This window comes from Demequina soli (genome assembly GCF_000971195.1).
GTDB classification, from domain to species: domain Bacteria; phylum Actinomycetota; class Actinomycetes; order Actinomycetales; family Demequinaceae; genus Demequina; species Demequina soli.
Genome location: NZ_BBLZ01000001.1, coordinates 318,728 through 339,744 on the forward strand (window position 1 = coordinate 318,728; position 21,017 = coordinate 339,744).

Annotated in this window: 22 protein-coding genes and 1 other RNA gene; 4 read left to right on the top strand and 19 right to left on the bottom strand. The window is 72.0% G+C overall.

The genetic code is table 11. The features are described 5' to 3' along the window. Positions 1-2 precede the first annotated feature (2 nt). A complete protein-coding gene (locus tag AOM04_RS01545) occupies positions 3-632 on the top strand; it encodes a LysE family translocator (protein WP_062461251.1) in 630 nt (209 codons plus the stop codon). A gap of 102 nt (positions 633-734) precedes the next feature. On the opposite strand, the gene trxA is transcribed toward AOM04_RS01545, so the two are convergent. Continuing rightward, positions 735-1,106, bottom strand: a complete 372-nt coding sequence (gene trxA / locus AOM04_RS01550; protein ID WP_062461254.1) for a thioredoxin — start codon at positions 1,104-1,106, stop codon at positions 735-737. 130 nt (positions 1,107-1,236) lie between these two features. On the opposite strand from trxA, the gene AOM04_RS01555 reads away from it, so the two are divergent. Further along, the gene (locus AOM04_RS01555) at positions 1,237-1,779 is read left to right on the top strand and encodes a DUF4916 domain-containing protein (RefSeq protein WP_156160559.1); all 543 of its coding nucleotides are present in this window, start codon (positions 1,237-1,239) and stop codon (positions 1,777-1,779) included. Here AOM04_RS01555 and AOM04_RS01560 read toward each other — a convergent pair. The 10 genes from AOM04_RS01560 to AOM04_RS01605 form a co-directional block, all read right to left on the bottom strand. Further along, positions 1,776-2,312: a mismatch-specific DNA-glycosylase gene (locus AOM04_RS01560; protein WP_082104272.1), complete on the bottom strand. Its 537-nt coding sequence runs from the start codon at positions 2,310-2,312 to the stop codon at positions 1,776-1,778. The two genes, AOM04_RS01555 and AOM04_RS01560, sit on opposite strands and share 4 nt — an antisense overlap. A gap of 1 nt (position 2,313) precedes the next feature. Continuing rightward, positions 2,314-2,925 carry an RdgB/HAM1 family non-canonical purine NTP pyrophosphatase gene (rdgB, locus tag AOM04_RS01565; RefSeq protein ID WP_082104273.1) on the bottom strand — a complete coding sequence of 204 codons (612 nt, stop codon included), beginning with the start codon at positions 2,923-2,925 and terminating at the stop codon, positions 2,314-2,316. A 2-nt stretch (positions 2,926-2,927) separates the two neighbouring features. Then, the gene (gene rph / locus AOM04_RS01570) at positions 2,928-3,659 is read right to left on the bottom strand and encodes a ribonuclease PH (RefSeq protein ID WP_228373582.1); all 732 of its coding nucleotides are present in this window, start codon (positions 3,657-3,659) and stop codon (positions 2,928-2,930) included. A gap of 158 nt (positions 3,660-3,817) precedes the next feature. Next, entirely contained in the window at positions 3,818-4,600 is a 783-nt protein-coding gene (locus tag AOM04_RS01575; RefSeq protein WP_062461260.1) for an MBL fold metallo-hydrolase, read from the bottom strand. Further along, entirely contained in the window at positions 4,597-5,418 is an 822-nt protein-coding gene (gene murI / locus AOM04_RS01580) for a glutamate racemase (protein WP_062461263.1), read from the bottom strand. Before murI ends, AOM04_RS01575 begins: the two co-directional genes overlap by 4 nt. After that, a complete protein-coding gene (locus AOM04_RS01585) occupies positions 5,415-6,047 on the bottom strand; it encodes a DUF2017 family protein (RefSeq protein WP_082104274.1) in 633 nt (210 codons plus the stop codon). The genes murI and AOM04_RS01585 overlap by 4 nt, the downstream gene beginning before the upstream one ends. Then, complete coding sequence (gene clpS, locus AOM04_RS01590; protein WP_062461265.1) at positions 6,044-6,331, bottom strand: ATP-dependent Clp protease adapter ClpS; 288 nt, start codon at positions 6,329-6,331, stop codon at positions 6,044-6,046. Before clpS ends, AOM04_RS01585 begins: the two co-directional genes overlap by 4 nt. Positions 6,332-6,367: 36 nt before the next feature. After that, complete coding sequence (locus tag AOM04_RS01595; protein ID WP_062461267.1) at positions 6,368-6,646, bottom strand: DUF3039 domain-containing protein; 279 nt, start codon at positions 6,644-6,646, stop codon at positions 6,368-6,370. 61 nt (positions 6,647-6,707) lie between these two features. Beyond that, complete coding sequence (locus AOM04_RS01600) at positions 6,708-8,297, bottom strand: hypothetical protein (RefSeq protein WP_062461271.1); 1,590 nt, start codon at positions 8,295-8,297, stop codon at positions 6,708-6,710. Continuing rightward, positions 8,279-9,040: an ABC transporter ATP-binding protein gene (locus AOM04_RS01605; protein ID WP_062461274.1), complete on the bottom strand. Its 762-nt coding sequence runs from the start codon at positions 9,038-9,040 to the stop codon at positions 8,279-8,281. The genes AOM04_RS01600 and AOM04_RS01605 overlap by 19 nt, the downstream gene beginning before the upstream one ends. Positions 9,041-9,229: 189 nt before the next feature. Here AOM04_RS01605 and AOM04_RS01610 point away from each other — a divergent pair, with 189 nt between their 5' ends. Then, on the top strand, positions 9,230-10,300 hold the full coding sequence (locus AOM04_RS01610; RefSeq protein ID WP_062461277.1) for a fatty acid desaturase family protein: 1,071 nt from the start codon (positions 9,230-9,232) through the stop codon (positions 10,298-10,300). Between the two features lie 9 nt (positions 10,301-10,309). Here the strand turns inward: AOM04_RS01610 and AOM04_RS01615 are convergent, their stop codons facing one another. The 3 genes from AOM04_RS01615 to AOM04_RS01625 form a co-directional block, all read right to left on the bottom strand. Continuing rightward, positions 10,310-11,143 (bottom strand): formate/nitrite transporter family protein, encoded by an 834-nt coding sequence (locus tag AOM04_RS01615; protein WP_082104276.1) that lies wholly within the window; start codon positions 11,141-11,143, stop codon positions 10,310-10,312. Between the two features lie 196 nt (positions 11,144-11,339). Then, positions 11,340-11,708, bottom strand: a transfer-messenger RNA (tmRNA) gene (ssrA, locus tag AOM04_RS01620). Between the two features lie 72 nt (positions 11,709-11,780). After that, positions 11,781-12,341 carry a TetR/AcrR family transcriptional regulator gene (locus AOM04_RS01625; RefSeq protein WP_062461280.1) on the bottom strand — a complete coding sequence of 187 codons (561 nt, stop codon included), beginning with the start codon at positions 12,339-12,341 and terminating at the stop codon, positions 11,781-11,783. A 180-nt stretch (positions 12,342-12,521) separates the two neighbouring features. On the opposite strand from AOM04_RS01625, the gene AOM04_RS01630 reads away from it, so the two are divergent. Then, positions 12,522-15,131, top strand: coding sequence for an MMPL family transporter (locus AOM04_RS01630; protein ID WP_062461283.1), 2,610 nt, complete (start codon positions 12,522-12,524; stop codon positions 15,129-15,131). Positions 15,132-15,455: 324 nt separating this feature from the next. Here AOM04_RS01630 and AOM04_RS01635 read toward each other — a convergent pair whose 3' ends face one another. The 5 genes from AOM04_RS01635 to ftsE all read right to left on the bottom strand — a co-directional run bounded on the left by AOM04_RS01635 (position 15,456) and on the right by ftsE (position 20,892). Next, positions 15,456-17,267, bottom strand: coding sequence for a DUF2207 domain-containing protein (locus AOM04_RS01635; RefSeq protein WP_062461285.1), 1,812 nt, complete (start codon positions 17,265-17,267; stop codon positions 15,456-15,458). A gap of 72 nt (positions 17,268-17,339) precedes the next feature. Continuing rightward, a complete protein-coding gene (gene smpB, locus AOM04_RS01640) occupies positions 17,340-17,810 on the bottom strand; it encodes an SsrA-binding protein SmpB (RefSeq protein WP_062461288.1) in 471 nt (156 codons plus the stop codon). Positions 17,811-17,867: 57 nt separating this feature from the next. Continuing rightward, positions 17,868-19,295 (bottom strand): M23 family metallopeptidase, encoded by a 1,428-nt coding sequence (locus AOM04_RS01645; protein ID WP_062461291.1) that lies wholly within the window; start codon positions 19,293-19,295, stop codon positions 17,868-17,870. After that, the gene (gene ftsX / locus AOM04_RS01650) at positions 19,292-20,203 is read right to left on the bottom strand and encodes a permease-like cell division protein FtsX (RefSeq protein ID WP_062461294.1); all 912 of its coding nucleotides are present in this window, start codon (positions 20,201-20,203) and stop codon (positions 19,292-19,294) included. The genes AOM04_RS01645 and ftsX overlap by 4 nt, the downstream gene beginning before the upstream one ends. Beyond that, a complete protein-coding gene (gene ftsE, locus AOM04_RS01655) occupies positions 20,200-20,892 on the bottom strand; it encodes a cell division ATP-binding protein FtsE (RefSeq protein WP_062462308.1) in 693 nt (230 codons plus the stop codon). Before ftsE ends, ftsX begins: the two co-directional genes overlap by 4 nt. Positions 20,893-21,017 lie beyond the last annotated feature (125 nt).

The following is a 21,017-nucleotide window of genomic DNA, read 5'->3' on the forward strand; positions in this document are numbered from 1 at the left end:
CCGTGACCCACGACCTCCTCGCCCTGGCCGCCGCCGGCCTCGTCGCCGGCTTCGCGATCGCGATGCCGCTCGGCGCCATCGGCGTCCTCATCCTCCGGGAGGCCATGGTGCAGGGACTGCGCCCGGGCCTCGCGGCGGCCGCCGGCGTCGCGACCGTGGATCTCGCCTACTGCGCCGTCGCGGTGGGCCTGGGCGCCTACGTCGCCGACGCGCTCCAGCCGTGGTTCCGGACCATCGGCGTCTTCTCCGGGGTGGTGATCATCGGCATCGGTGCGATGCTCCTGCGCTCGGCCCTGCGCCCGCCGGCCGAGGCCGGCGAGACCGTGCCTGGGCGGCCGTGGCGCGTGTACGCGCGCTTCGTCGCACTCACGGCGCTCAACCCCGCGACCGTCGTGTACTTCCTCGCGCTCGCCGCCGTGGTGACGAGCATCACCACCGCCGCGGCGGGCCCGGCGGTCTTCGTCGTCTCCGCCGGGCTGGCATCGCTCCTGTGGCAGACCGGCCTCGCCGCCGTGGGCGCGGCGGTCGGCGCGCGCGTGTCGCCGCGCGTGGTTCACGTGCTCGGGATCGTCGCGGCGGTCGCGGTCATCGGGCTCGGCGTCGCGGCGATCGCAGCCACGCGCGCCGTCTGACGGCCGACAGGACCCACCCCGCGCATCGTCCCGTGGGAACGACGAGGGCCCGGCCCCTCCCCCGTCAGGAGGAAGGACCGGGCCCCGGCGAGGCGGCGGGCGTCAGCCCTGCGCGCCCTCGTGCTCCGCGATCTTGGTACGGACCTCGTCCATGTCCAGGCCCTCGACGGCCTCGACGAGCTGCTGCAGCGCCGGGCCCGGCAGCGCGCCGGCCTGGTTGAAGACCATGATGCCGTCGCGGAAGGCCATGAGCGTGGGGATGGCGGTGACGCCGAACTTCACGCCGAGCTCCTGCTGAGCCTCGGTGTCGACCTTCGCGTGGACGATCTCGGGCTTGGCCTCCGAGGACTGCTCGAAGATGGGCGCGAAGCGCTTGCACGGGCCGCACCAGTCCGCCCAGAAGTCGACGAGGACGATGCCGTCCTTGCCGACGGTCTCGTCGAAGGTGTCGGTGGTCAGGTCGATCGTTGCCATGGGTTCCTCTCTTCGGCATATACCCCTGGGGGTATTTTACCATTCCCCTCAGTGCGTTCTTTCGGTATCCAGGTTGTCACGCCTCGGCGCGGTTGACGGACCACACACGGCCACACGGTAGAAAAGAACCATGACCGACATGGCCGAGCTGCCCGACGAACCGACCGGCTGGCTCTCCGATCGCGAGCTGCATCACGTGCGATCCGAGCTCCCGATGGTGTACCTCAACGTGATCCCCGTGCGGATTAATCCCATGGGCGAGATCACCGAGGTGGGCCTGCTCCTGCGGGCCTTCGACGGCGTCATCTCGAGGGCCGTGGTGGCGGGGCGGGTGCTCTATCACGAGCGCATCCGCGACGCGATCGTGCGCAACCTCGAGAAGGACCTGGGCCTCGCGGCGATGCCGCAGGTGCCCCTCTCCCCCGTGCCCGTCGCAGTCGCCGAGTACTTCCCCACCAAGGGCGTCACCCCGTTCCACGACTCGCGCCAGCACGCCGTCGCCCTCGCCTACGTGGTGCCGGTGGACGGGCACTGCGAGCCGCAGCAGGACGCGCTCGACCTCACGTGGATCACGCCCGAGGAGGCCGCGAGCGACGACGTCGCGGCCGAGATGGCCGGCGGGCAGCACGTGCTCCTGCGCCAGGCTCTCGCCCACGCGGGCGCGCTGCTCTAGGATTCGGCGAGCAGCGCGCCGAGCTCCTGCCACCACTCGAGCCGCGTCGCGCGCCCGTCGTAGTCGGCCCTGCCCTGGTTGCGCCCGCTGGGGCTGGGCAGCACGCACACGCGCGCGCCGGCGAGGGTCCACCCCTGCACGCCCAGGGCCGGGCGCGGCTCGCCGAGCCAGCGGGCGGCCTGCGTCCCGGCCTCCTTCGACGTGAAGGCCACCCACGCGGGACGATGCGCGTCCACCTTCGCGGCGAGCGCCGGCACGTCGTAGGGCAGGCCGCGGTCGTGGCTCTGTGCGAGGGTCTTCACGAGGTCGGTGAGGCCGATGCGCCACTCGCCCACGCGCGCATCGTCCTCGGGGTGCAGGCGCACGGGCACGATGCCGGCCTCGTGCAGGTAGCCCCAGAAGCGGTTGCCGGGGCCCGCGTAGTAGTGGCCCCGGGCGGCCGAGATCAGGCCCGGCGCGGTGCCGCAGAACACGGCCCGCAGGCCCGGCCCGAGGCGGTCCGGGAGGACCGGCTCGGGCGCGGACTCGGACACGTCAGGCCCCCAGCACCTCGGCGACGCGCGGCGCGAGGGCGCGGAAGGCCCGGCCGCGGTGGCTGATCGCGTTCTTCTGCTCGGGGGTGAGCTCGGCGTTGGACACGGACTCGCCGTCGGCACGGAAGATCGGGTCGTAGCCGAAGCCGCCGACCCCCGCGGGCTCGCGCAGGAGCGTCCCGCGCGACTCCTCGACCACCACGTGCTCGGTGCCGTCGGGGGTCACGAGGACCGCGGCGCACACGAAGGCCGCGGCGCGGTGCTCGTCCGGGATGTCCGCCATCTGCGCGAGGAGCAGCTCGAGGTTCTCGCGATCCGCGCCGTGGCGGCCGCTCCACAGCGCGGAGAAGATGCCGGGCGCGCCGCCCATGACGTCGACCGCGATGCCGGAGTCGTCGGCGATGGCGGGCAGCCCGGTCGCCGCGGCGAGCGCGCGCGCCTTGATGAGCGCGTTCTCGGCGAAGGACGTGCCGTCCTCGACCGGCGACGGTGCGCCCAGGTCGCGCGCGGACGCCGCATCGTCCCTGCTCAGGCCGGGGAGCGCGGGGGCGAGGATGGCCCAGATCTCGTCGACCTTGTGGGCGTTGTGGGTGGCGATCGCGAGGCGCGCCATGGTCAACCCTCGAGCGCCATCGCCTGGAGCACGGCGAGGTCGGCGTTGCCCTGCGTCGCGAGCGCGAGCAGCGCGTCGAGCTCGTCCTTGGAGAACGGCGCGCCCTCGGCGGTGCCCTGCACCTCGACGAAGCCGCCCACGCCGGTCATGACGACGTTCATGTCGGTCTCGGCGCGCACGTCCTCCACGTAGGGCAGGTCGAGCATCGGCGTGCCGTCGATGATGCCGACGCTCACCGCCGACACCGAGCCGGTGAGCGGCTTCGCATTCGCCTTGATCGCGCCGTTGGCCTTGCCCCACGCGATCGCGTCCGCGAGCGCGACGTAGGCGCCCGTGATGGCGGCGGTACGGGTGCCGCCGTCGGCGTCGAGCACGTCGCAGTCGAGCACGATCGTGTTCTCACCCAGCGCCTTGACATCGATGATCGCGCGCAGCGAGCGGCCGATGAGGCGGCTGATCTCGTGCGTGCGGCCGCCGATCTTGCCGCGCACCGACTCGCGGTCGTTGCGCGTGTTGGTCGCGCGCGGCAGCATCGCGTACTCCGCGGTGACCCAGCCCTCGCCCGAGCCCGTCTTCCAGCGCGGGACGCCCTTGGTGAACGAGGCGGAGCACAGCACCCGCGTCCCGCCGAACGTCACGAGGCACGAGCCCTCGGCGTTCTTCTGGAAGCCCCGCTCGAACGAGATGGGGCGGAGCTGGTCGGGGGTGCGGCCGTCGGCGCGGGTGATCGTCATGGTGACGAGCCTATCCGGGCTGCCGGTGCCGCTCGCCTCGACCGTCTCCCACACACGCGCCGGCCTGGGAGCGGTCCCGTGATGCAACTCGCGTGGCAAACCCCGACCGGGGAGCCGCGAGTCGCGGATCTTGTGTGGGAAGAGGTCCAGGGGCGCGGTCAGAGCACGTGCGTCTCGCCCGGCGTCGCGAGCGCGACCGGGGCGCCGTAGGCGACCGCCGCGAGCTCGAGCGTCGACGCGGGGTCCACCCACGACGCGACGTGGGTCACCACGAGCTCGCCCACGTTGGCGTCGCGCGCGAGCGTGCCCGCCTGCGTGCCGTTCATGTGGATGCCCTCGGGGTTGACGCGCGAGTACGCCCAGCCGGCCTCGGCGAGCAGCACGTCGCAGTCGCGCGCGAGCTCGAGCACCTCGTCGCACCGGTCGGTGTCGCCGGTGAACACGAGCGTCGCCTCGCCGCCCGACGCCGACGGCCCCGTCACGCGCACAGCGTTGGCCGGGACGGGATGCCACGCGGTCGCGAAGTCGAGCGTGAACGGCCCGACGGTCGCGGCGTCGCCGCCGCCGACGGCGCGGAAGTCGAACGTCTCGACGTCCTTCCGGTCCTCGGCGCCCGCCACCTGGACGATGCGCGCGTCCAGCCCCGTGGGCCCGTACAGCGGCATCGGGTCGAGCCCGGAGTCGGCGTGCGGGCCGTAGCGGCGCAGCACCGACAGCGAGGCGAGGTCGGCGCAGTGGTCGGGGTGGCCGTGCGAGACGACCACCGCGTCGACGGTCGCCGGATCGCAGTGCCTCTGCAGCGGACCGATCGCACCCGACCCGAGATCCAGGACGATGCGCCACGTGCGACCGCGCGCATCGTCCGCCTCGAGGAGGTAGCAGGACGCCGGCGACTCCGGCCCGGGCAACGATCCCGCCGAGCCGACGACGGTGAGCCTCACCGCGTGGCCTCGACCGCGGGCAGCTGCTCGACCTGGGTGACGACGGGGCCGAGGAAGCGCTGCGCGAGCGCCTCGAAGCGGTCCCGCGGGCCGGTCGCGTAGAAGCGGTGCCGGGGCGGTGTGACGGTGGACGCCTCGAGCCCGTTGGCCGCGAGCACGCGGTACACGTCGCGCGCGGTCTCGGAGGCCGAGTCGACGAGCGTGACGTCCGGCCCCATGACGTAGCCGATGGCGCCCGCGAGCAGCGGGTAGTGGGTGCAGCCGAGGATGAGCGTGTCGACGCCGGCCTCCTGCAGCGGCGCGAGGTACTCCTGCGCGACGCGCAGCACCTCGGGGCCCGACGTCTCCCCCGCCTCGACGAGCTCGACGAAGCGCGGGCACGCGTGGCTGGTGACCTGGATGTCCGGCGCGGCCGCGAGCGCGTCCTCGTAGGCGCCCGACGTGACGGTCGCGAGGGTGCCGATCACGCCGACGTGCCGCGAGCGCGACAGGGCGGCGGCGCGGCGCGCCGCGGGGATGATGACCTCGACGACGGGGACGCCGCGCTCGTGGGAGAAGCGCTCGCGCGCGTCCCTCAGCACCGCGGCGGAGGCGGTGTTGCACGCGATGGCCAGCATCTTGACGCCGTCGGCGACGAGCGCGTCCATGATGTCGAGCGCGTGCTGCCGGACCTCCGCGATCGCGAGCGGCCCGTAGGGGCCGTGCGCGGTGTCGCCGACGTAGTGCACCGACTCGTGGGGCATCGTGTCCATGATGGCGCGCGCGACGGTGAGGCCGCCCACGCCGGAGTCGAACACGCCGATGGGCGCGTCGTTCATGCCTGTCCTCCTAGGGTCAGCGACACGAGGCTCTCCTGGAGCCACGTGAGCGCGTCGTAGAGCATGCCGAGCCACATGCGCTCGGGATCGATCCCCACCTCGGCGGGCGAGCCCTCCTCGAGCGCCGCGGAGGCGCGCTGGATGTCGGCGTGCAGGCTCTCGGCGTCCTCGTCGCGCTCGATCCCGAGGCGGGCCGCGATGACGAGGCGCACGTCCGTGAGCGCGGCGGCGGTGGCCATCACGTCGCCGGGCGGGATCACCCAGTCGTCGCCGTCGTCGCTGAGGTCGTCCCAGATCTGACGCAGGCGCGACAGCTTGACGGCGCGCAGGTCCTCCTGGGTGAGGCGGCGGAACTCGTCGGCGACCTCGCGGTCGTCGGGCGCGGCGTTGGGCAGCAGGCGCAGCAGCGCGGGGTCGTCGGGCTCGGCGAGGTTCTCCTCGAGGTCATCGAGGAAGCGCAGCGACTCGGCGAGGTCCTCGCGGTGCGGCAGGCCGGAGTGGCGCTCGGCGCCGAAGTCCTCGCCGCCGAGGAGCATGCCCACGTCCGCGACGATGCGCGCGATGACCAGGCGCTCGTCCTCGTCGAGGGACGCGACGGCGGCGCCGTCGCGCTCGGCGAAGCCCTTCACACGCCGCTCCGCTCGAGCGTCGCCCAGAGGCCGTACGCGTGCATCGCCTGCACGTGCACCTCCATCTGCTCGCGGCTGCCCGTCGACAGGACCGAGCGGCCCTTCTCGTGGACCTCGCGCATGTGCTTCTCGGCCTCCGGGCGGGGCAGCCCGAAGTACTCCTGGAACACGCGGGTGACGTAGCTCATGAGGTTGACGGGGTCGTTCCAGACCACCGTGACCCAGGGGTCGGCCAGGCGCGTGGCCTCGCGGGCCTGGATGTCGAGCTGCTCCCGGGTGCTCACGGGACCAGCGTACGGCCGGGACCGGCCGTGACGGCGCTACTCGCCGCCGTCCTCCGGGCCGAACGCCGCGTCGAGGATCTCCTTGCACGCGGGGCACACGGGGAACCGCTGGGGGTCGCGGTTGGGGATCCACACCTTGCCGCACAGCGCGATGACCGGCTCGCCCGACAGAGCGGACTCGAGGATCTTCTCCTTCTTCACGTAGTGGGAGAAGCGCTCGGCGTCGCCGGGCTCGACCGCCTCGCGGATGTCGGTCCGCTCGATCGTCGCGGTGCCGCCCTGGGGCTGCGTCATCGGCTCAAGGGTCTCGCTCATGCGGACCATCGTACGCGTGGGCCCGCGCCGGGACGATGCGCGGCTCGCCTCCCGGGGGACGTCACGCCACCGCGGCGAGCAGGCGGCCAGCGCGGCGGTCGTAGATGGCCCCGGCGGCGCGCAGGCCGCCGACGTACGCGCCGACGCCCGCGGCGAGCCCCAGCACGCACGCCACCCAGCCCCACTGCGAGGCCAGCGTGAGCGACAGCACGAACGGCACCACCACGACCGGCACGAGCCCGAGCGCGACGAGCGAGGAGACGAGCTGGGCGGCCAGGCCCGCGCCGACGGCTCCGACCTCGGCGCCGAACGGGCTGGCCCCCGGCGCCGGGGCGCGGTACGGCAGCAGCACCGCGCTCACGGCGGCGACCCCGAGGCTCACGCCGAGCACGCCGACGGACGCGCCGAGCAGCCCCGGCGCGTCCTGCCACGCGCCGGTCCACGCGAGGATCCCGACGGCCGCGACGAGCACGACGGGCAGGGCCCAGCCCGCGACCGCGGCGATGCGCCCGGCCATCACCTGGCGCCCCAGCCGGCCCGACACGAGGTCGAGCCACAGGGCGGTCGAGTCGAACGCGACGTCGTTGTGACGGCCCCAGCCGATGGTGGTCGCGAGGATGATCGGCACGAGGTACGCCCAGCGGCGGTCGAGGTCGAACACCGGCATGACGAGCACGAGGAACGTGGCGGGCAGCAGCAGCACGCCCGCGAGCGACGCGAGGTAACGCGGGTCCGAGGACCACGTGCGCAGCAGCCGCGCGTGCACGGCGCCCGTCGCGGCGTCGCGCGGCGCCCCGGGCAGGCGCACGGGATCGAGCACGCGGTCGTGGCGCCGGCGGGTGCCGCCGCCGCGGCCGACCGGCGCGACCAGCGCGGCGGCGACGTTGACCCGCCACACCCCGAGCAGCGCGAGCGCCCACCCGGCCTGCAGCGCGAGCCGCCAGGCCACGCCCCACCAGTCGCCCCGCGCCGCCGCCGCCGGGGCGGCAGCGCCGGCGCCCAGGGGCGTGAGCGCGAGCTGGTGGAGCACGATCTCGACCTCGCTCGCCAGCACCTCGGTCAGGCCGTCCCGGAACAGCACGAGAGCGACCGGGGCGACGGCGGCGAGCCCGAGCGCCATCACGCCGAAGGTCGCGAGCTTGGCGCGCCGCGAGGACAGCACCCGGGCACCCCACGCCGCGCTCACGCGGGCGCCGAGCACCATGCCCGCGACGCCGAGCGCGAGCCCCACGAGCCCGACCGCGAACACCGCGGGCCCGTCGACCCGCCACGAGGACCCCAGGATCGCGAGCATGACCGCGAGGAAGAGCGCGGGCAGGGTGAGGAACGCCGCCGCGACCAGGCCGGGCATGATCGCGCGCATCGACACGCCGAGCATGCGGAAGCGAGCCGGCTCGAGCGTGTCGTCGAGGCCCGCGACGATGAGCGGGACGATCGCCCAGCCCAGCGCGAGGCACGCCGCGATGACGACCATCGCATCGGCCCTCACCCCGGCGTCCTGGCCCGCGAGCGCGGCCTGGGCGATGAGCAGGGACGGCAGCATCGCGAGCGCCCACAGCACGCCCAGCCCGAGCACCACGGCCCGCCACCACTCGCGGCGGATCAGGTGCGCGGTGGTGCGCAGCCGGATCCCTACGACTGCCGCAACCACGTGAGATCCCGCTGGTCGCGCACGTCGCCGACGAGCTCGACGAACCGCCCCTCGAGGTCGCCGCCGCCGCGCACCTGGTCGAGCGTGCCGGCCGCGAGGACGCGCCCCGAGCCGACGACCGCGACGTGGTCGCACAGCCGCTCAACGAGCGCCATCACGTGGGAGGACATCACGACGGTGCCGCCCGACTCGACGAACGCCGCGAGGATGCGGCGGATGGCGCCCGCGGAGACCGGGTCGACGGCCTCGAAGGGCTCGTCGAGGACCAGCACGCGCGGCGCGTGGACGAGCGCGCACGCGAGCCCGATCTTCTTGGTCATGCCCGCCGAGTAGTCCATCACCAGCGTGGACCCGGCGTCCTCGAGGTCGAGCGCGGCGAGCAGGTCGTCGCGCCGGCCCCGCACCGTCGCGCGGTCGAGGCCGCGCAGCCGCGCCGCGTACGAGATGAGCTCGGCGCCGGTGAGCCGGTCGAACGTGTGCAGCCCGTCGGGCAGCACGCCGAGCAGCGGCTTCGCGCCCGCGGGGGCGGCCCACAGGTCCACGCCCAGCACCGTCACGGAGCCGGCGTCCGGCTGGAGCAGGCCGGTCGCCATCGACAGCGTGGTGGTCTTGCCCGCGCCGTTGGGGCCCACGACCCCGTAGAAGGAGCCGGCCGGGATGTCCAGGTCGATGCGGTCGACGGCGAGCGTGGCGCCGAAGCGCTTGGAGAGGCCGCGCAGGGCCAGCGCGGGGACGGAGGTCACCCGGTCAGCGTATCGCCCGCCCGCGGGCCGCGGCGGCGCAGGCGGCAGACGCCGTCATCCCTGGCTGTCGCACCATCGGGCGCGTTCCCGTGACACCTAACCTACGGTCGCGTAGGGTTGCCGCATCCGCACACCGGGCGCGTGCGCTCACCGTCGGATGGGAAGCTGTCCCCCACCCCCCGGAGAGGCATGTCTGCCACGCAACCGCCCGCATCGTTCCCCCTCAACCGCATGACCTCGTCGTTCGCCGAGCTGTCCGCGACCATCCGCGAGACCGGCCTCATGCGCCGCGCGTACGGCTTCTACGCCGGCTTCGGCGCGGCGCTCCTGGTCGCGCTCGCGGGCATCGTCACGGGATTCGTCCTGCTGGGCGACTCGTGGTTCCAGCTGCTCATCGCAGCGGCGCTCGGCATCGTGCTCACGCAGGTCGCGTTCCTCGGGCACGAGGCGTCGCACCGCACCGTGCTCGCGTCGGGCCCCGCGAACGACCGCCTGGGCCGGTTCCTGTCGACGATCGTCGTGGGCATCAGCCACCAGTGGTGGATGCACAAGCACACGCGCCACCACGGCAACCCCAACAAGGTGGGCAAGGACCCCGACATCGAGAAGGACACCATCTCCTTCCTCGAGGACGACGCGGCGACCGCCCGCGGCCCGATCCGCTGGATCACGCAGCGTCAGGGCTGGCTGTTCTTCCCGCTGCTCACGCTCGAGGGGCTCAACCTCCATTACCGGTCGATCGCGTCGCTCGTGACGTCGGGCACGCGCCGCCAGCGCTGGATCGAGCTGCCATCGATCGCGCTGCACTTCGTCCTCTACCTGGTGCCCGTGTTCTGGTTCCTGCCGCTGGGGATGGCGTTCGCGTTCGTGGGCGTGCAGATGGCGGTGTTCGGCGTCTACATGGGCGCGTCGTTCGCGCCCAACCACAAGGGCATGCGGATCATCGGGCGCGACGAGAAGGTCGACTTCCTGTCCAAGCAGGTGCTCACGAGCCGCAACATCCGCGGCGGCTGGGCCATGTCGATCCTCATGGGCGGGCTCAACTTCCAGATCGAGCACCACCTGTTCCCGTCGATGGCGCGCCCGCACCTGGGGCGCGCGCGGGAGATCGTGCGCGAGCACTGCGCGACGCTCGGGGTGCCCTACACGGAGACGTCGCTGGTGGAGTCCTACGGGATCGTGATCCGCTACCTCAACCGCGTCGGCCTGGCCGCACGCGACCCGTTCGACTGCCCCGAGCGCGTGGCGATGGGACGGTAGCCGCCGCCCTCAGCGGGCCTCGACGAGCGCGGCATCAGCCGGCGCGTCGTACGCGGCCTCGACCGGCGCATCGTCCCGGCCGGCCTTCCCGGCCACGAACGCGTACGCGAGGCCGATCACGATCGCACCTCCGACGAGGTTGCCGAGGCCGACGAAGGTCATGTTGGTGCCGAAGTCGGCCCACGACACGTCACCCTGCATGAGGCCGATCGCGAAGGTCGTCATGTTGGCCACCACGTGCTCGAACCCCGACGCGATGAAGGCGAGGACGCCCCAGAAGATGATGATCGCCTTCGCCGCCTCGGACTTGAGGCGGGCGGCGGCCCAGATCGCGACGGACACGAGGACGTTGCACAGGACGCCGCGCCAGAACAGCTCGGACGGGGTGTGCTCGACCTTGCCCGCGAGATAGTCCTGGAAGAAGTCGGCGGCGGGCCCATGTGCGAGCACCCCGGTCTGGATGAGCACCCACGCCAGCGCGAACGCGCCGAGCATGTTGGAGAAGAAGATCCCCAGGAGCACGCCTGCCCCGCGCAGCCACGAGATGGTGCCGCGGAGCGCGCCGAGCGGCAGGATCATCATCGCGCTGGTGGCGAGCTCGGAGCCCGCGAAGACCACGATGGTGAGCGCCGCGGCGAACACCGAGCCGGCGATGAGCTTCTCGAACGGGTTGCCCGCGACGTGCAGCGGGCCCGCGGCGGACCACATGAGCACGTCGCCCACGCCGATCCACATGCCCGCGAGCATCGCGGACACGATCAGCCGCGCGGGGGTGCGGGAGAGCTTCGCCTTGGCGGCCGCGGCCTTGGCGTGGACATCGACGGTCTCGGGGAGCGTGAGCACGTTCCGAGGGTAAGCGGGGGTTGCGCGCCGCGGCCGGTACGGAGGTCCCGGCGCTCCGCGCGCTGTGAGGCGCTCAGTGCTCGAAGCGGCCCGTTTCGGGCGCTGAGCACCTGCCAGCGCGACACGGCGGCCAGAGCCGGCCGGCGCAAGGCGCGCGAAGGCCCCCGACACCGAGGGTGCCAGGGGCCTTGCCTAACCGTGGAGATGCCGGGAATCGAACCCGGGTCCGCATGTCCAAACCGAAGTCTTCTCCGGGCGCAGCCTGAGGTCTATTTCTCGGCCCCCGACCCGCATCAGGCGAGCAAGTCGGATAGGCCCAGTCACCTAGAAGTCCCGCAGCCCCCGATGACGAGGAGCTGAAGCAAGTTCCCTAGTCGACGCCAGGATCCAGGACGGGAACACGCCTGGGCTGACGGACTTCATGGCGCTCGCTTAGGCAGCGAGGGCGAAGTCGGTGCGCTTGGAATCGGCACCTATTGGTTTGCAGGGGTCGTTTACGAGATAACCCTGCGTTCTCGGCCCGCTTCCCTTCGGAAGTAAACACACGTCGAAACCGATCATCCCCTGTGCAGTTATGACATCAGTCTACCGGGAGGTCCGACAGTGCCCAAGACCCCGGGACGATGCGCGGCCCGGGTCAGGCGCCCGGCTGCGCCCCCGGCACGCCGAGGACGATGCGCCACACCCACTCCGCGGCGGTCGCAGCGGGCGGGCGGCGCTCCATCCCGAGCCACTCCCCCATCACCCCGAGCACCATGCCCGTGATGCCGGCCGCGACGACGTCGACGGGCAGCTCCGCGCGCACGATCTCGTCGACCTGGGGTGCGAGCCCGCGGATCGCCTCGCGCATCCGCAGCCGCAGCCGCGCGAGGACCGCGCCGTAGCCCGGCTCGGTGAACACGCGCAGGTACATGTCCGCGTGCTCCTCGACGTGCTCGAGGAAGCGCACGAGCGCGCGGGGCGGGCCCGCGTCGAACTCGATCGCGTCGAGGTCCGCGCCCGCCTCCTGCGCCATGAGGTCGAGCGCGTCGGCGAGCAGCGTCTCCTTGTCGGAGTAGTGCTGATAGAAGGTCGAGCGGTTGATGCCCGCCCGGGCGGCGATGTCGCTCACGGAGATCTCGTCGACGCCGCGCTCGCGCGCGAGCACGAACAGGGCCTCCTGAAGGCTCCTGCGGGTCCTGACGATGCGCGCGTCCACGCCGCGATTGTGGCACCTCCGCCCGGCCTTCACCAAGCGATAACCAACACCTGTCGTGAAACTCGCGATCCTGTCCTACACTGGCCGGAGGCGCGTCGGCCGGCCCGGGCATCGTCCCGAGCGGCCCGCCGACCTGCCGGGCACCGTCGCCATCCCAGACCCCGTGAGAAAGGCGCCCCCGTGGCCAACCTCCTGTACCGCATCGGACGCGCGTCGTCGATGCGACCCTTCGTCGCGATAATCGCGTGGCTGCTCGCGCTCGGCCTCGCCGGTGGCGGGTTCGTCGCGTTCGGCGGCACGCTCACCGACTCGTTCTCCATCCCCGGCACCGCGAGCCAGGAGGTGGCCGACCAGCTCGCCAAGAACATCGAGGGCACGGGAGGCGCGACCGCGCGCATCGTGTTCCAGTCGACCGACGACAAGCCGCTCACCGACGCGCAGAAGCAGCAGGTCTCCGCCGCGCTCGCGTCGGTGGCGGGCTTCGACTCCGTGTCCGCCGTGATCGACCCGTTCGCGACCGCGGAGCAGGCCGCCGCGCAGCTGCAGCAGCTCGAGGACGGCCGCACGCAGATCAAGGACGCGCAGGCGCAGCTCGACGACGGCCAGACCCAGCTCGACGCGGGCCAGCAGCAGCTCGACGCCGCCAAGGCGCAGCTCGACGCGGGTCAGCAGCAGCTCGACGCCGCGATCCAGCAGGCCAAGGACTCCGGCACGTACGAGCTCGCGAAGCCGCAGCTCGACGCGCAGCAGGCGCAGATCGACGCCGGCCGCGACCAGCTCGCGCAGCAGCAGGCCCAGCTCGACGACAAGCAGCAGCAGATCACCGACGGCCTTGCCGAGCTCACCGTGAAGTCCGAGCAGCTCGAGCTCGGTGCGGAGCTCGCCAAGAACGCCTCCGCCATCACCACCATCTCCGCCGATGGCACCACCGCGCTCGGCGCGGTCACGTTCCACGACGACGCGCTCACCCTGTCCCAGGAGGACAAGGACGCGGTCATGACGTCCATCGAGTCCGCGCCGCTCGACGGCGTGAACGTCTACTTCTCCGCGGAGATCGCGACCGAGGTGTCCGGCCTGCTGGGAGTCGGCGAGATCGCGGGCGTGTTCCTCGCGCTCGTCGTCCTGTTCGTCATGATGCGCGTGGTGTGGCCCGCCCTCACCCCGATCATCACGTCCGTCATCGGCGTCGGCGTCGGCGTGGCGTCCGCGATGGCGCTGTCCGGCACCATCGACATGTCCTCGGTCACCCCGGTCCTCGGCGTGATGCTCGGCCTCGCCGTCGGGATCGACTACGCGCTGTTCATCATCAACCGCCATCGCCTCAACCTCAAGCGCGGCATGGAGGTCCACGAGTCGATCGGCCTCGCGAACGGCACCGCCGGCAACGCGGTCGTGTTCGCCGGCACCACGGTGCTCATCGCGCTGCTCGCGCTCAACGTCACCGGCATCCCGTTCATCGGCGTCATGGGCAACGTCGCGGCGTTCTGCGTGCTGGTCGCGGTGCTCGTCGCCGTGACGCTCGTGCCGGCCGTGCTGGGTCTCGTCGGGATCAAGGCGATCTCCAAGCGCTCCCGCGCGCGCATCGGCCAGGCGGCCGAGCCCGAGGCGCCGTACACGCCCATGAAGACGGGCCGCGCGTGGCTCAACGTGCTCGCGGGCGTCGCCGTCCTCGCCGTCGTGGCGATCCCGGCGTTCTCGATGCGCCTGGGCCTGCCGGCCGGCGACACGGAGCCGGAGGGGTCGACGGCCTACATGGCCTACACGACCATCGACGCGAAGTTCGGCGAGGGCCTCAACGGCACCCTGCTGGTGACCGCCTCGCTGCCCGAGGCCGTCTCCGAGGACGCCCTGCTCGCCACGCAGGTCGCGATCGAGGACCAGCTCATGAAGAACGAGGACGTCACCGCGGTCGCGCCGGCCGGCGTGTCGGCGGACCGCAGCTTCCTCGCGTTCCAGGTCATCCCGCGTCAGGGCCCGACCTCGCTGTCGACCGAGCAGCTGGTCAACGACCTGCGCGCCGAGTCGCCCCTCGAGGACGGCACCGTGCTCGGCGTCGCGGGCTCCGCGTCGGCCAACATCGACATCTCGGCGAAGCTCTCCGACGCCCTGCCCGTCTACCTCGCGGTGGTCGTGGGCCTGTCGCTGATCATCCTCATCCTGGTGTTCCGCTCGATCCTGGTCCCGGTCATCGCGACACTCGGGTTCGTGCTGTCGCTGTTCGCGGCCTTCGGCGCCGTGACGGCGGTCTACCAGTGGGGCTGGCTGTCGGGCGTGTTCGGCGTGCACGCGCCGGGCCCCATCCTGTCGTTCCTGCCGATCATGCTCACCGGCATCCTGTTCGGCCTCGCGATGGACTACCAGCTGTTCATCACGTCGGGCATGCGCGAGGCGTACGTGCACGGGGCCTCGGCCCGCGAGTCCGTCACGGCCGGCCTGCGCCACGGGCGCGCGGTGGTCACGGCCGCCGCGATCATCATGGCGTCGGTGTTCGGCGGCTTCGTGTTCTCGGAGATCAGCATGATCCGCCCGATGGGCTTCGGGCTCGCGACCGGCGTCCTGTTCGACGCGTTCGTGGTCCGCATGCTCATCGTGCCGTCGCTCATGCACCTCATGGGTGAGGGCGCCTGGTGGATGCCGCGCTGGCTGGACCGGATCCTGCCCAACGTGGACGTCGAGGGCGCCGCGCTCGAGCGCCAGCACCCCGTGCCGCACGGTGAGGCTGAGGGTGGCGAGGCTGAGGGCGAGGCTGAGCCGGGCGACGGGTCCGCACCCGAGGCCGACAAGGCCTGACGCGACCGCGAGAGGGCCGCATCCCCGCGTGGGGGTGCGGCCCTCTCGCATGCGTGGGGTCCTGAGGTGCCGCTGCGGCAACGGCAGCACCTGGTGCGGTGGGAGGAGCTCCGGTGCGCTGTTGGCAGAGAACCGTGCGATCGCCCCGAGGACCCGAGCCGCGAGCTCCAGGGGCGGATCTCACCACTCGATGCCAGAACGGTGCATCACGCCCGATCCTCAGCACAATCCGATGCCGCTGCGGCGCCAGTCCTGACGCCGCAGGCCCGGACGGCGCGCCCGCGCTGGGCGCGCCCAGGCTGGCCGGTCCGGGAGCGGTTCGGCTCACCAGCCTCCGCCACCACCACCTCCACCGCCACCGCCGGAGAATCCTCCGCCGCCGAAGCCGGAGCCGCCCGAGCTGCCCGGCGTGGGCGCCGCCATCGCGGCGCCGGCCAGGACCGTGAACTGGTCCATGCGGTGCCCGAACCCGCCCGCGTGCGCCCAGAACATGCCGTAGTAGGCGCCGCGGTACCAGGTGGGCTCCGCGAGCGCGACGCCCTGCGCGGCGAGCTGCTCGAACTTCTTGGTCCACTGCTCCGTGACCCCGAACGCGATCGCGTAGGGCAGGTAGCGGCTGAAGATGTCCTGGCCCTCCTCGAACCGCAGCTGGTTGGCCTCGGCCGTGTCGAGGTAGAGCTTGAAGCCGCGGGTCTGCGCGAGGACCCGCGACCCGTCGGCGGTCCGCGCGGGCGCCGCACCCGTGGTCGCGAGCACCACGAGCCCGACGACGATCAGGGCGAGAGGCACCAGCGCCCACGTCGACACGTTCGCCGCGCCTATGGTCGCGAGCACGCCCGCGACGACGAGCGCGATCCCCACGCCCGCCCACGTGCCCCGCGTGCTCGACGGGTTGCCGCGGAACCACCCCTGCTGCGTGACGTCGCGGTAGAGCTCGCGCTTCACGACGGTCATGTCGCTGCTGAAGGTCGTCTTGAGCGCGCTCAGGGTGACGCGGTCACGACCCTCGAAGATCGCGTCGAAGAGCCTGCGCTCGTACTCGTGGAGGTCGTCGCCGGCGTCCTTGAGGCGCACGAGCGTGTAGTCGTCCTTGCCGGCCTCCTCGACCACGAGGTAGCCGCGCACCGCCAGGTCCACCATGGTCGCCGTGACGTCCCGCGTGTCGGCCTTCTCGTCGATCAGCGTGCCGAGCTGTCCGGGTCGCAGGCCCTCCGGCGGCGCGAACGCGACCGCCACCGGCGCGCGACGGTCCCGCCTGCGCACCGCGGACTCCTCCCCCGACACGGGGCCGACGCCGGGCGTGAAGTCCGCGTACTCGAGGTCGGCGCCGGTGCGGCGCAGGCGGCGCACCACGAGCGCGAGCCCGCCGAGCAGCAGCACCAGGAACCCACCGAGCGTCCACGGGGTGACCCGGAACGCGTGCGCGAGGTCCGACTTCTCCGTGAGCGCCGGCCTCGTGTCGTAGGTGCCCGCGGGGTACGCGACCACCACGGACATCGGCTCGTACGCGTTCAGCGCGGCCTGGGTGAAGGTCGCCGAGTCTCCGTCGGAGGCAGCGCTGTCGCATGCGGTCGTCGACCCCGTCGGCCCCGCGAAGCACTGCGCCGCGGTGACGCCGGCGTTGCCGCCCACCTGGACGCTCACGTCGCTGATCGGCGTCTGCCAACCGTCGCCGATGGCGTTCCAGTAGAACTCGTCGCCGGACGCCGTCGCGTTCATGACGTGATGGACGGTGTAGCTCAGCACGTACGACTGCACGCCGGAGACGTTGTCGACGGACTGGTCACCCACGCGCACGCCCAGGTTGTTCCCGTCGTCCTCGAGGTAGACGTGCGCGGGGGCGCCGCTGGGCGACGAGGCGGTCACGTCGGTGACGTCGTACAGCCGGTCGTGCGAGTCGTCATAGGGGACGCGGATCGGCAGCGTCCAGAACGGCCCGTGGCCCGGGTCGTTGCCGAAGTCGAAGTCGATCTGGACCGTCACGTGGGCCGAGCCGTCGGGCTGCAGCGCGTACGTCGCGTCCCAGCGCTCGACGCTGCGCCCGCCGTCGGGGGCGGCGGCCTGGGCGGCGGTCGGGGCGACCAGCGCCGCGGCAAGGATCAGGGACGATGCGACGGTCGCGCGGGTTCGCGTCATGCGCCCCATCATGCCGAAGGTGGGGCGGGACCATCGCCCGACCCGCGCATCGTCCCCCCGCAAGGGGAGGCGTCAGCGGTTGATGCCGCGCTGCGTGCCGAAGGTGCGCTCGGCCTCGCGCTTGTCCTGCTTCTCGCGCAGGGCCTGGCGCTTGTCGTGCTGCTTCTTGCCTCGCGCGACGCCGATCTCGAGCTTGACGCGGCCGTCGAGGAAGTACAGGCGCAGGGGGACGATCGTGTACCCCTTCTCGCGGGTGCGCTGCTGGAGATCCTCGATCTGCTCCCGGTGCAGCAGCAGCTTGCGCTTGCGCTTGGGCGCGTGGTTGGTCCACGTGCCCTGCGAGTACTCGGGGATGTGGATGTTCTCCGCCCACGCCTCGCCGCCCTCGACGTAGACGTAGCCATCGCCGATGACGGCGCGCCCCTGGCGCAGCGACTTCACCTCGGTGCCGGTGAGGATGAGGCCGGCCTCGAGGACGTCGTCGATGAAGAAGTCGTGGCGCGCGGCACGGTTGGTCGCGATGACCTTGATGGCGTCCGCCATGGCTCTCCTCCTCGCACGCGGCCGGGATGCGCCCGGGTCCGGGCGCGACTCACCAGTTTACGGCCCCGTGGAACCCACGAGCGTCATCGGGTCGACGGTGTTGCCGTCGATGTAGACCTCGAAGTGGAGGTGGCACGCGGCCGAGGTGCCGGTGTTGCCCGCGTAGCCGACCAGCTGGCCCTGCGTGACGTACTGGCCCGCGCCGACCGCGAACGCGGACATGTGGTTGTAGCTCGTCATGAGCGAACGCCCGCTGACGTAGCCGTGGTCGAGCAGGACCTCGTTGCCCAGGCCGGCGACCCACTGCGCCCACTGGACGCGGCCGTCACGGGCGGCGTAGATCGGGGTGCCGCAGTAGGCGCGCATGTCCGTGCCGGCGTGCAGGCGCCAGTAGTGGAGGATCGGGTGGAACCGCATGCCGTAGCTCGACGTGATGTAGTGGCTGGGCACGGGCCAGGCGAGCACGCCCTTGGTGAGGGTGTTGGCGAGCCCGCCCGAGCTGGTGCTGGTCGCCGGGCCCGAGCCGCCGGACGACGAGGACGACCCGCCGCTGTTCTTGGCGGCCTCCGCCGCCTTGCGGGCCGCCTCCTCGGCGGCCTTGCGCTTGGCCTCCTCCTCGGCGGCCTTCTTCTTGACGAGGTCCTTGATCTGGTTGCGCGTGGCCTCCTGCTGGGCCTCGAGCGCCTTCTGCTTCTCGAGCTCGTCCTTGCGCTTGGCCTCGAGCTCGTTCTTGATGCGCGTCTGCTTGGCGACCAGGTCGTCGAGCGCCTTCTTCTTCTGGGCGGCCGTCTCGCGGAGCTGCGTGGTCTTCACCACGAGCGCGTCGGCCTCGGCCTTGAGCTCGACGATGTACTCGCGCACCGCCTCCTGGCGCACGCCGCGGTTGCGGTTGACCGCCGCGATCTCCTCGACGTCGGCGAGCGCGTTCGACTGGACGCGCGAGGCGTTGTGCTCGGCCGCGAACTTGTCCACGAACTCCTGCGACGTGCTCGCGCCGAACACCAGGCTCAGCGCCTCGTCGTCGCCCACGCCCTGGTACTGCGCGCGGGCGAGCGCCGCGACGATCTGCTGGAGCTCGCCGATGCGAGAGTCATCGGCGGAGATCTGGTCGCCGATGGCCTGGTCCTGCGCCTCGGCGGCCGCGAGCTTGTCCGCGACGAGCTTCTGCTGCACGAGCGCCGCGTCGACCGCGTCGTTCGCGTCGTCGAGCGCCTTCTGCGCGGCGGGCAGCTTGGCCTCGGTCTCCTTGAGGTTGTTGGCCGCCTTGACGATGTCCGCGCTCGTGTCCTCGAGGTCCGACTGGAGGTCCTCGATCTGCTGGGCGGTCTGCGCCTGCTTGTCCTTCGCCTTGTTGATGTCGTCGTCGTAGCTCGACGACGTCGAGAAGCCGCCCACCGCATCGGCCCCGGACACGACGGTGCCCGTGACGAGCGCGACCACGAAGGCCAGGGTCGCGAAGACGAATGCGCGGGGCAGGGTCCTCATGCGCGGGTGTACCTCCCGAGCGTGACGAGCGAGGCGATCGCGGCCAGGCCGACGGCGATGACGAGCAGCCAGGGCGCGACCGACCACACGTCGTGGGCGCCGATGTACTGGACCCACGTGACGGAGCCCTTGAGCCAGTCGTCGACCAGGTAGCGCACGCCGAAGAACAGGCCTCCGGCGGCGAGCACGGCGCCGGCGGTCGCCGCGACGGCGCCCTCGAGCATGAACGGCATCTGGATGAGCGACCGGGACGAGCCGACCATGCGCATGATCTCGGTCTCGCGGCGGCGGCTGAGCGCGCTCAGGCGGATGGTGGTGGTGATGAGCAGCATCGCGGCGACGAGCATGACCGCGGCGAGTGCGGCGGCGACGATGGTGGCGGCGTTGAGGAAGCGGAACAGCTGGGAGAAGATCTCGCGCTGGTCCCGGACCACGTCGACGCCGGGCAGGCCCTCGGTCGCGTCGGCGACCACCTGGTACTGCTCGGGGTCGGACAGCTTGACGCGGAAGCTGGGCTGCATCTGGTCCGGCGTGAGGGAGGACCAGATGCCCTCCTTGTCGTTGGCGACGAACTTGTCGTACGCCTCCTGGCGGGACTCGTAGTAGACCTTCTGGACCAGCCCGCTGAGCGCTCCGTCCTCCAGCACGGACTTGATCGCGTCCTCCTGGGCCGTGGTGACGGCGCCCTCGGCGCAGTTCTCGTTCCGGGAGTTCTCGGGGCACAGGAAGATCGAGATCTCGACCTTGCCGTACCAGTCGTCCTTGAGCTGGTTGATCTGCATCTGGATGAGCGCGGCCGCGCCCACGAACGTGAGCGACACGAACGTCACCAGCACCACGGACAGCGCCATGGTGCTGTTGCGGCGGAGCCCGTTGAAGACCTCGCCGAAGATGAAGCGGAGCCTCACACGCGCTCCAATCCGTACACGCCGCGGTCCTGGTCGCGGACCAGCTGGCCGCCGCGGAGCTCGATGACGCGCTTGCGCATCTGGTCGACGATCTCGTCGTCGTGGGTCGCCATCAGCACGGTGGTGCCGGTGCGGTTGATGCGGTCGAGGAGGCGCATGATGCCCACCGAGGTGCCCGGGTCGAGGTTGCCCGTCGGCTCGTCGCACAGCAGGATCGGCGGGTGGTTGACGAACGCGCGCGCGATCGCGACGCGCTGCTGCTCGCCACCCGACAGCTCGTGCGGCATGCGCCGCTCCTTGCCGGACAGGCCCACGAGGTCGAGCATCTCGGGGACCGTCGACTGGATGTGGTGGCGGCTCTTGCCGATCACCTGGAGCGCGAACGCGACGTTCTGGTAGACCGTCTTGTTGGGCAGCAGGCGGAAGTCCTGGAACACGGCGCCGATCTCGCGGCGCAGGTGCGGCACGCGCCACGCGGACAGCTTGTTGAGGTGGCGGCCCGCGACGTACACGTCGCCCCCGGTGGGGCGCTCCTCACGCAGGATGAGCTTGAGGAACGTCGACTTGCCCGATCCGGACGAGCCCACGAGGAACACGAAGTCCCCGCGCTCGATCTCCACGGAGACGGAGTCGAGCGCAGGACGGGCGCCCCGCTTGTAGACCTTGGTGGCGTTGTCGAGTCGAATCATGAGATGCGCGGGCACGAGGGGTAGGAGACCCGCGCCACCCGAGCATCGTAGGAACGGCGCGCGCGCAGCCCCGGGAGGCGCGCCGCGCCCGGCGTGTCCCGTTCGTCACGTCTTGACAGTTGACG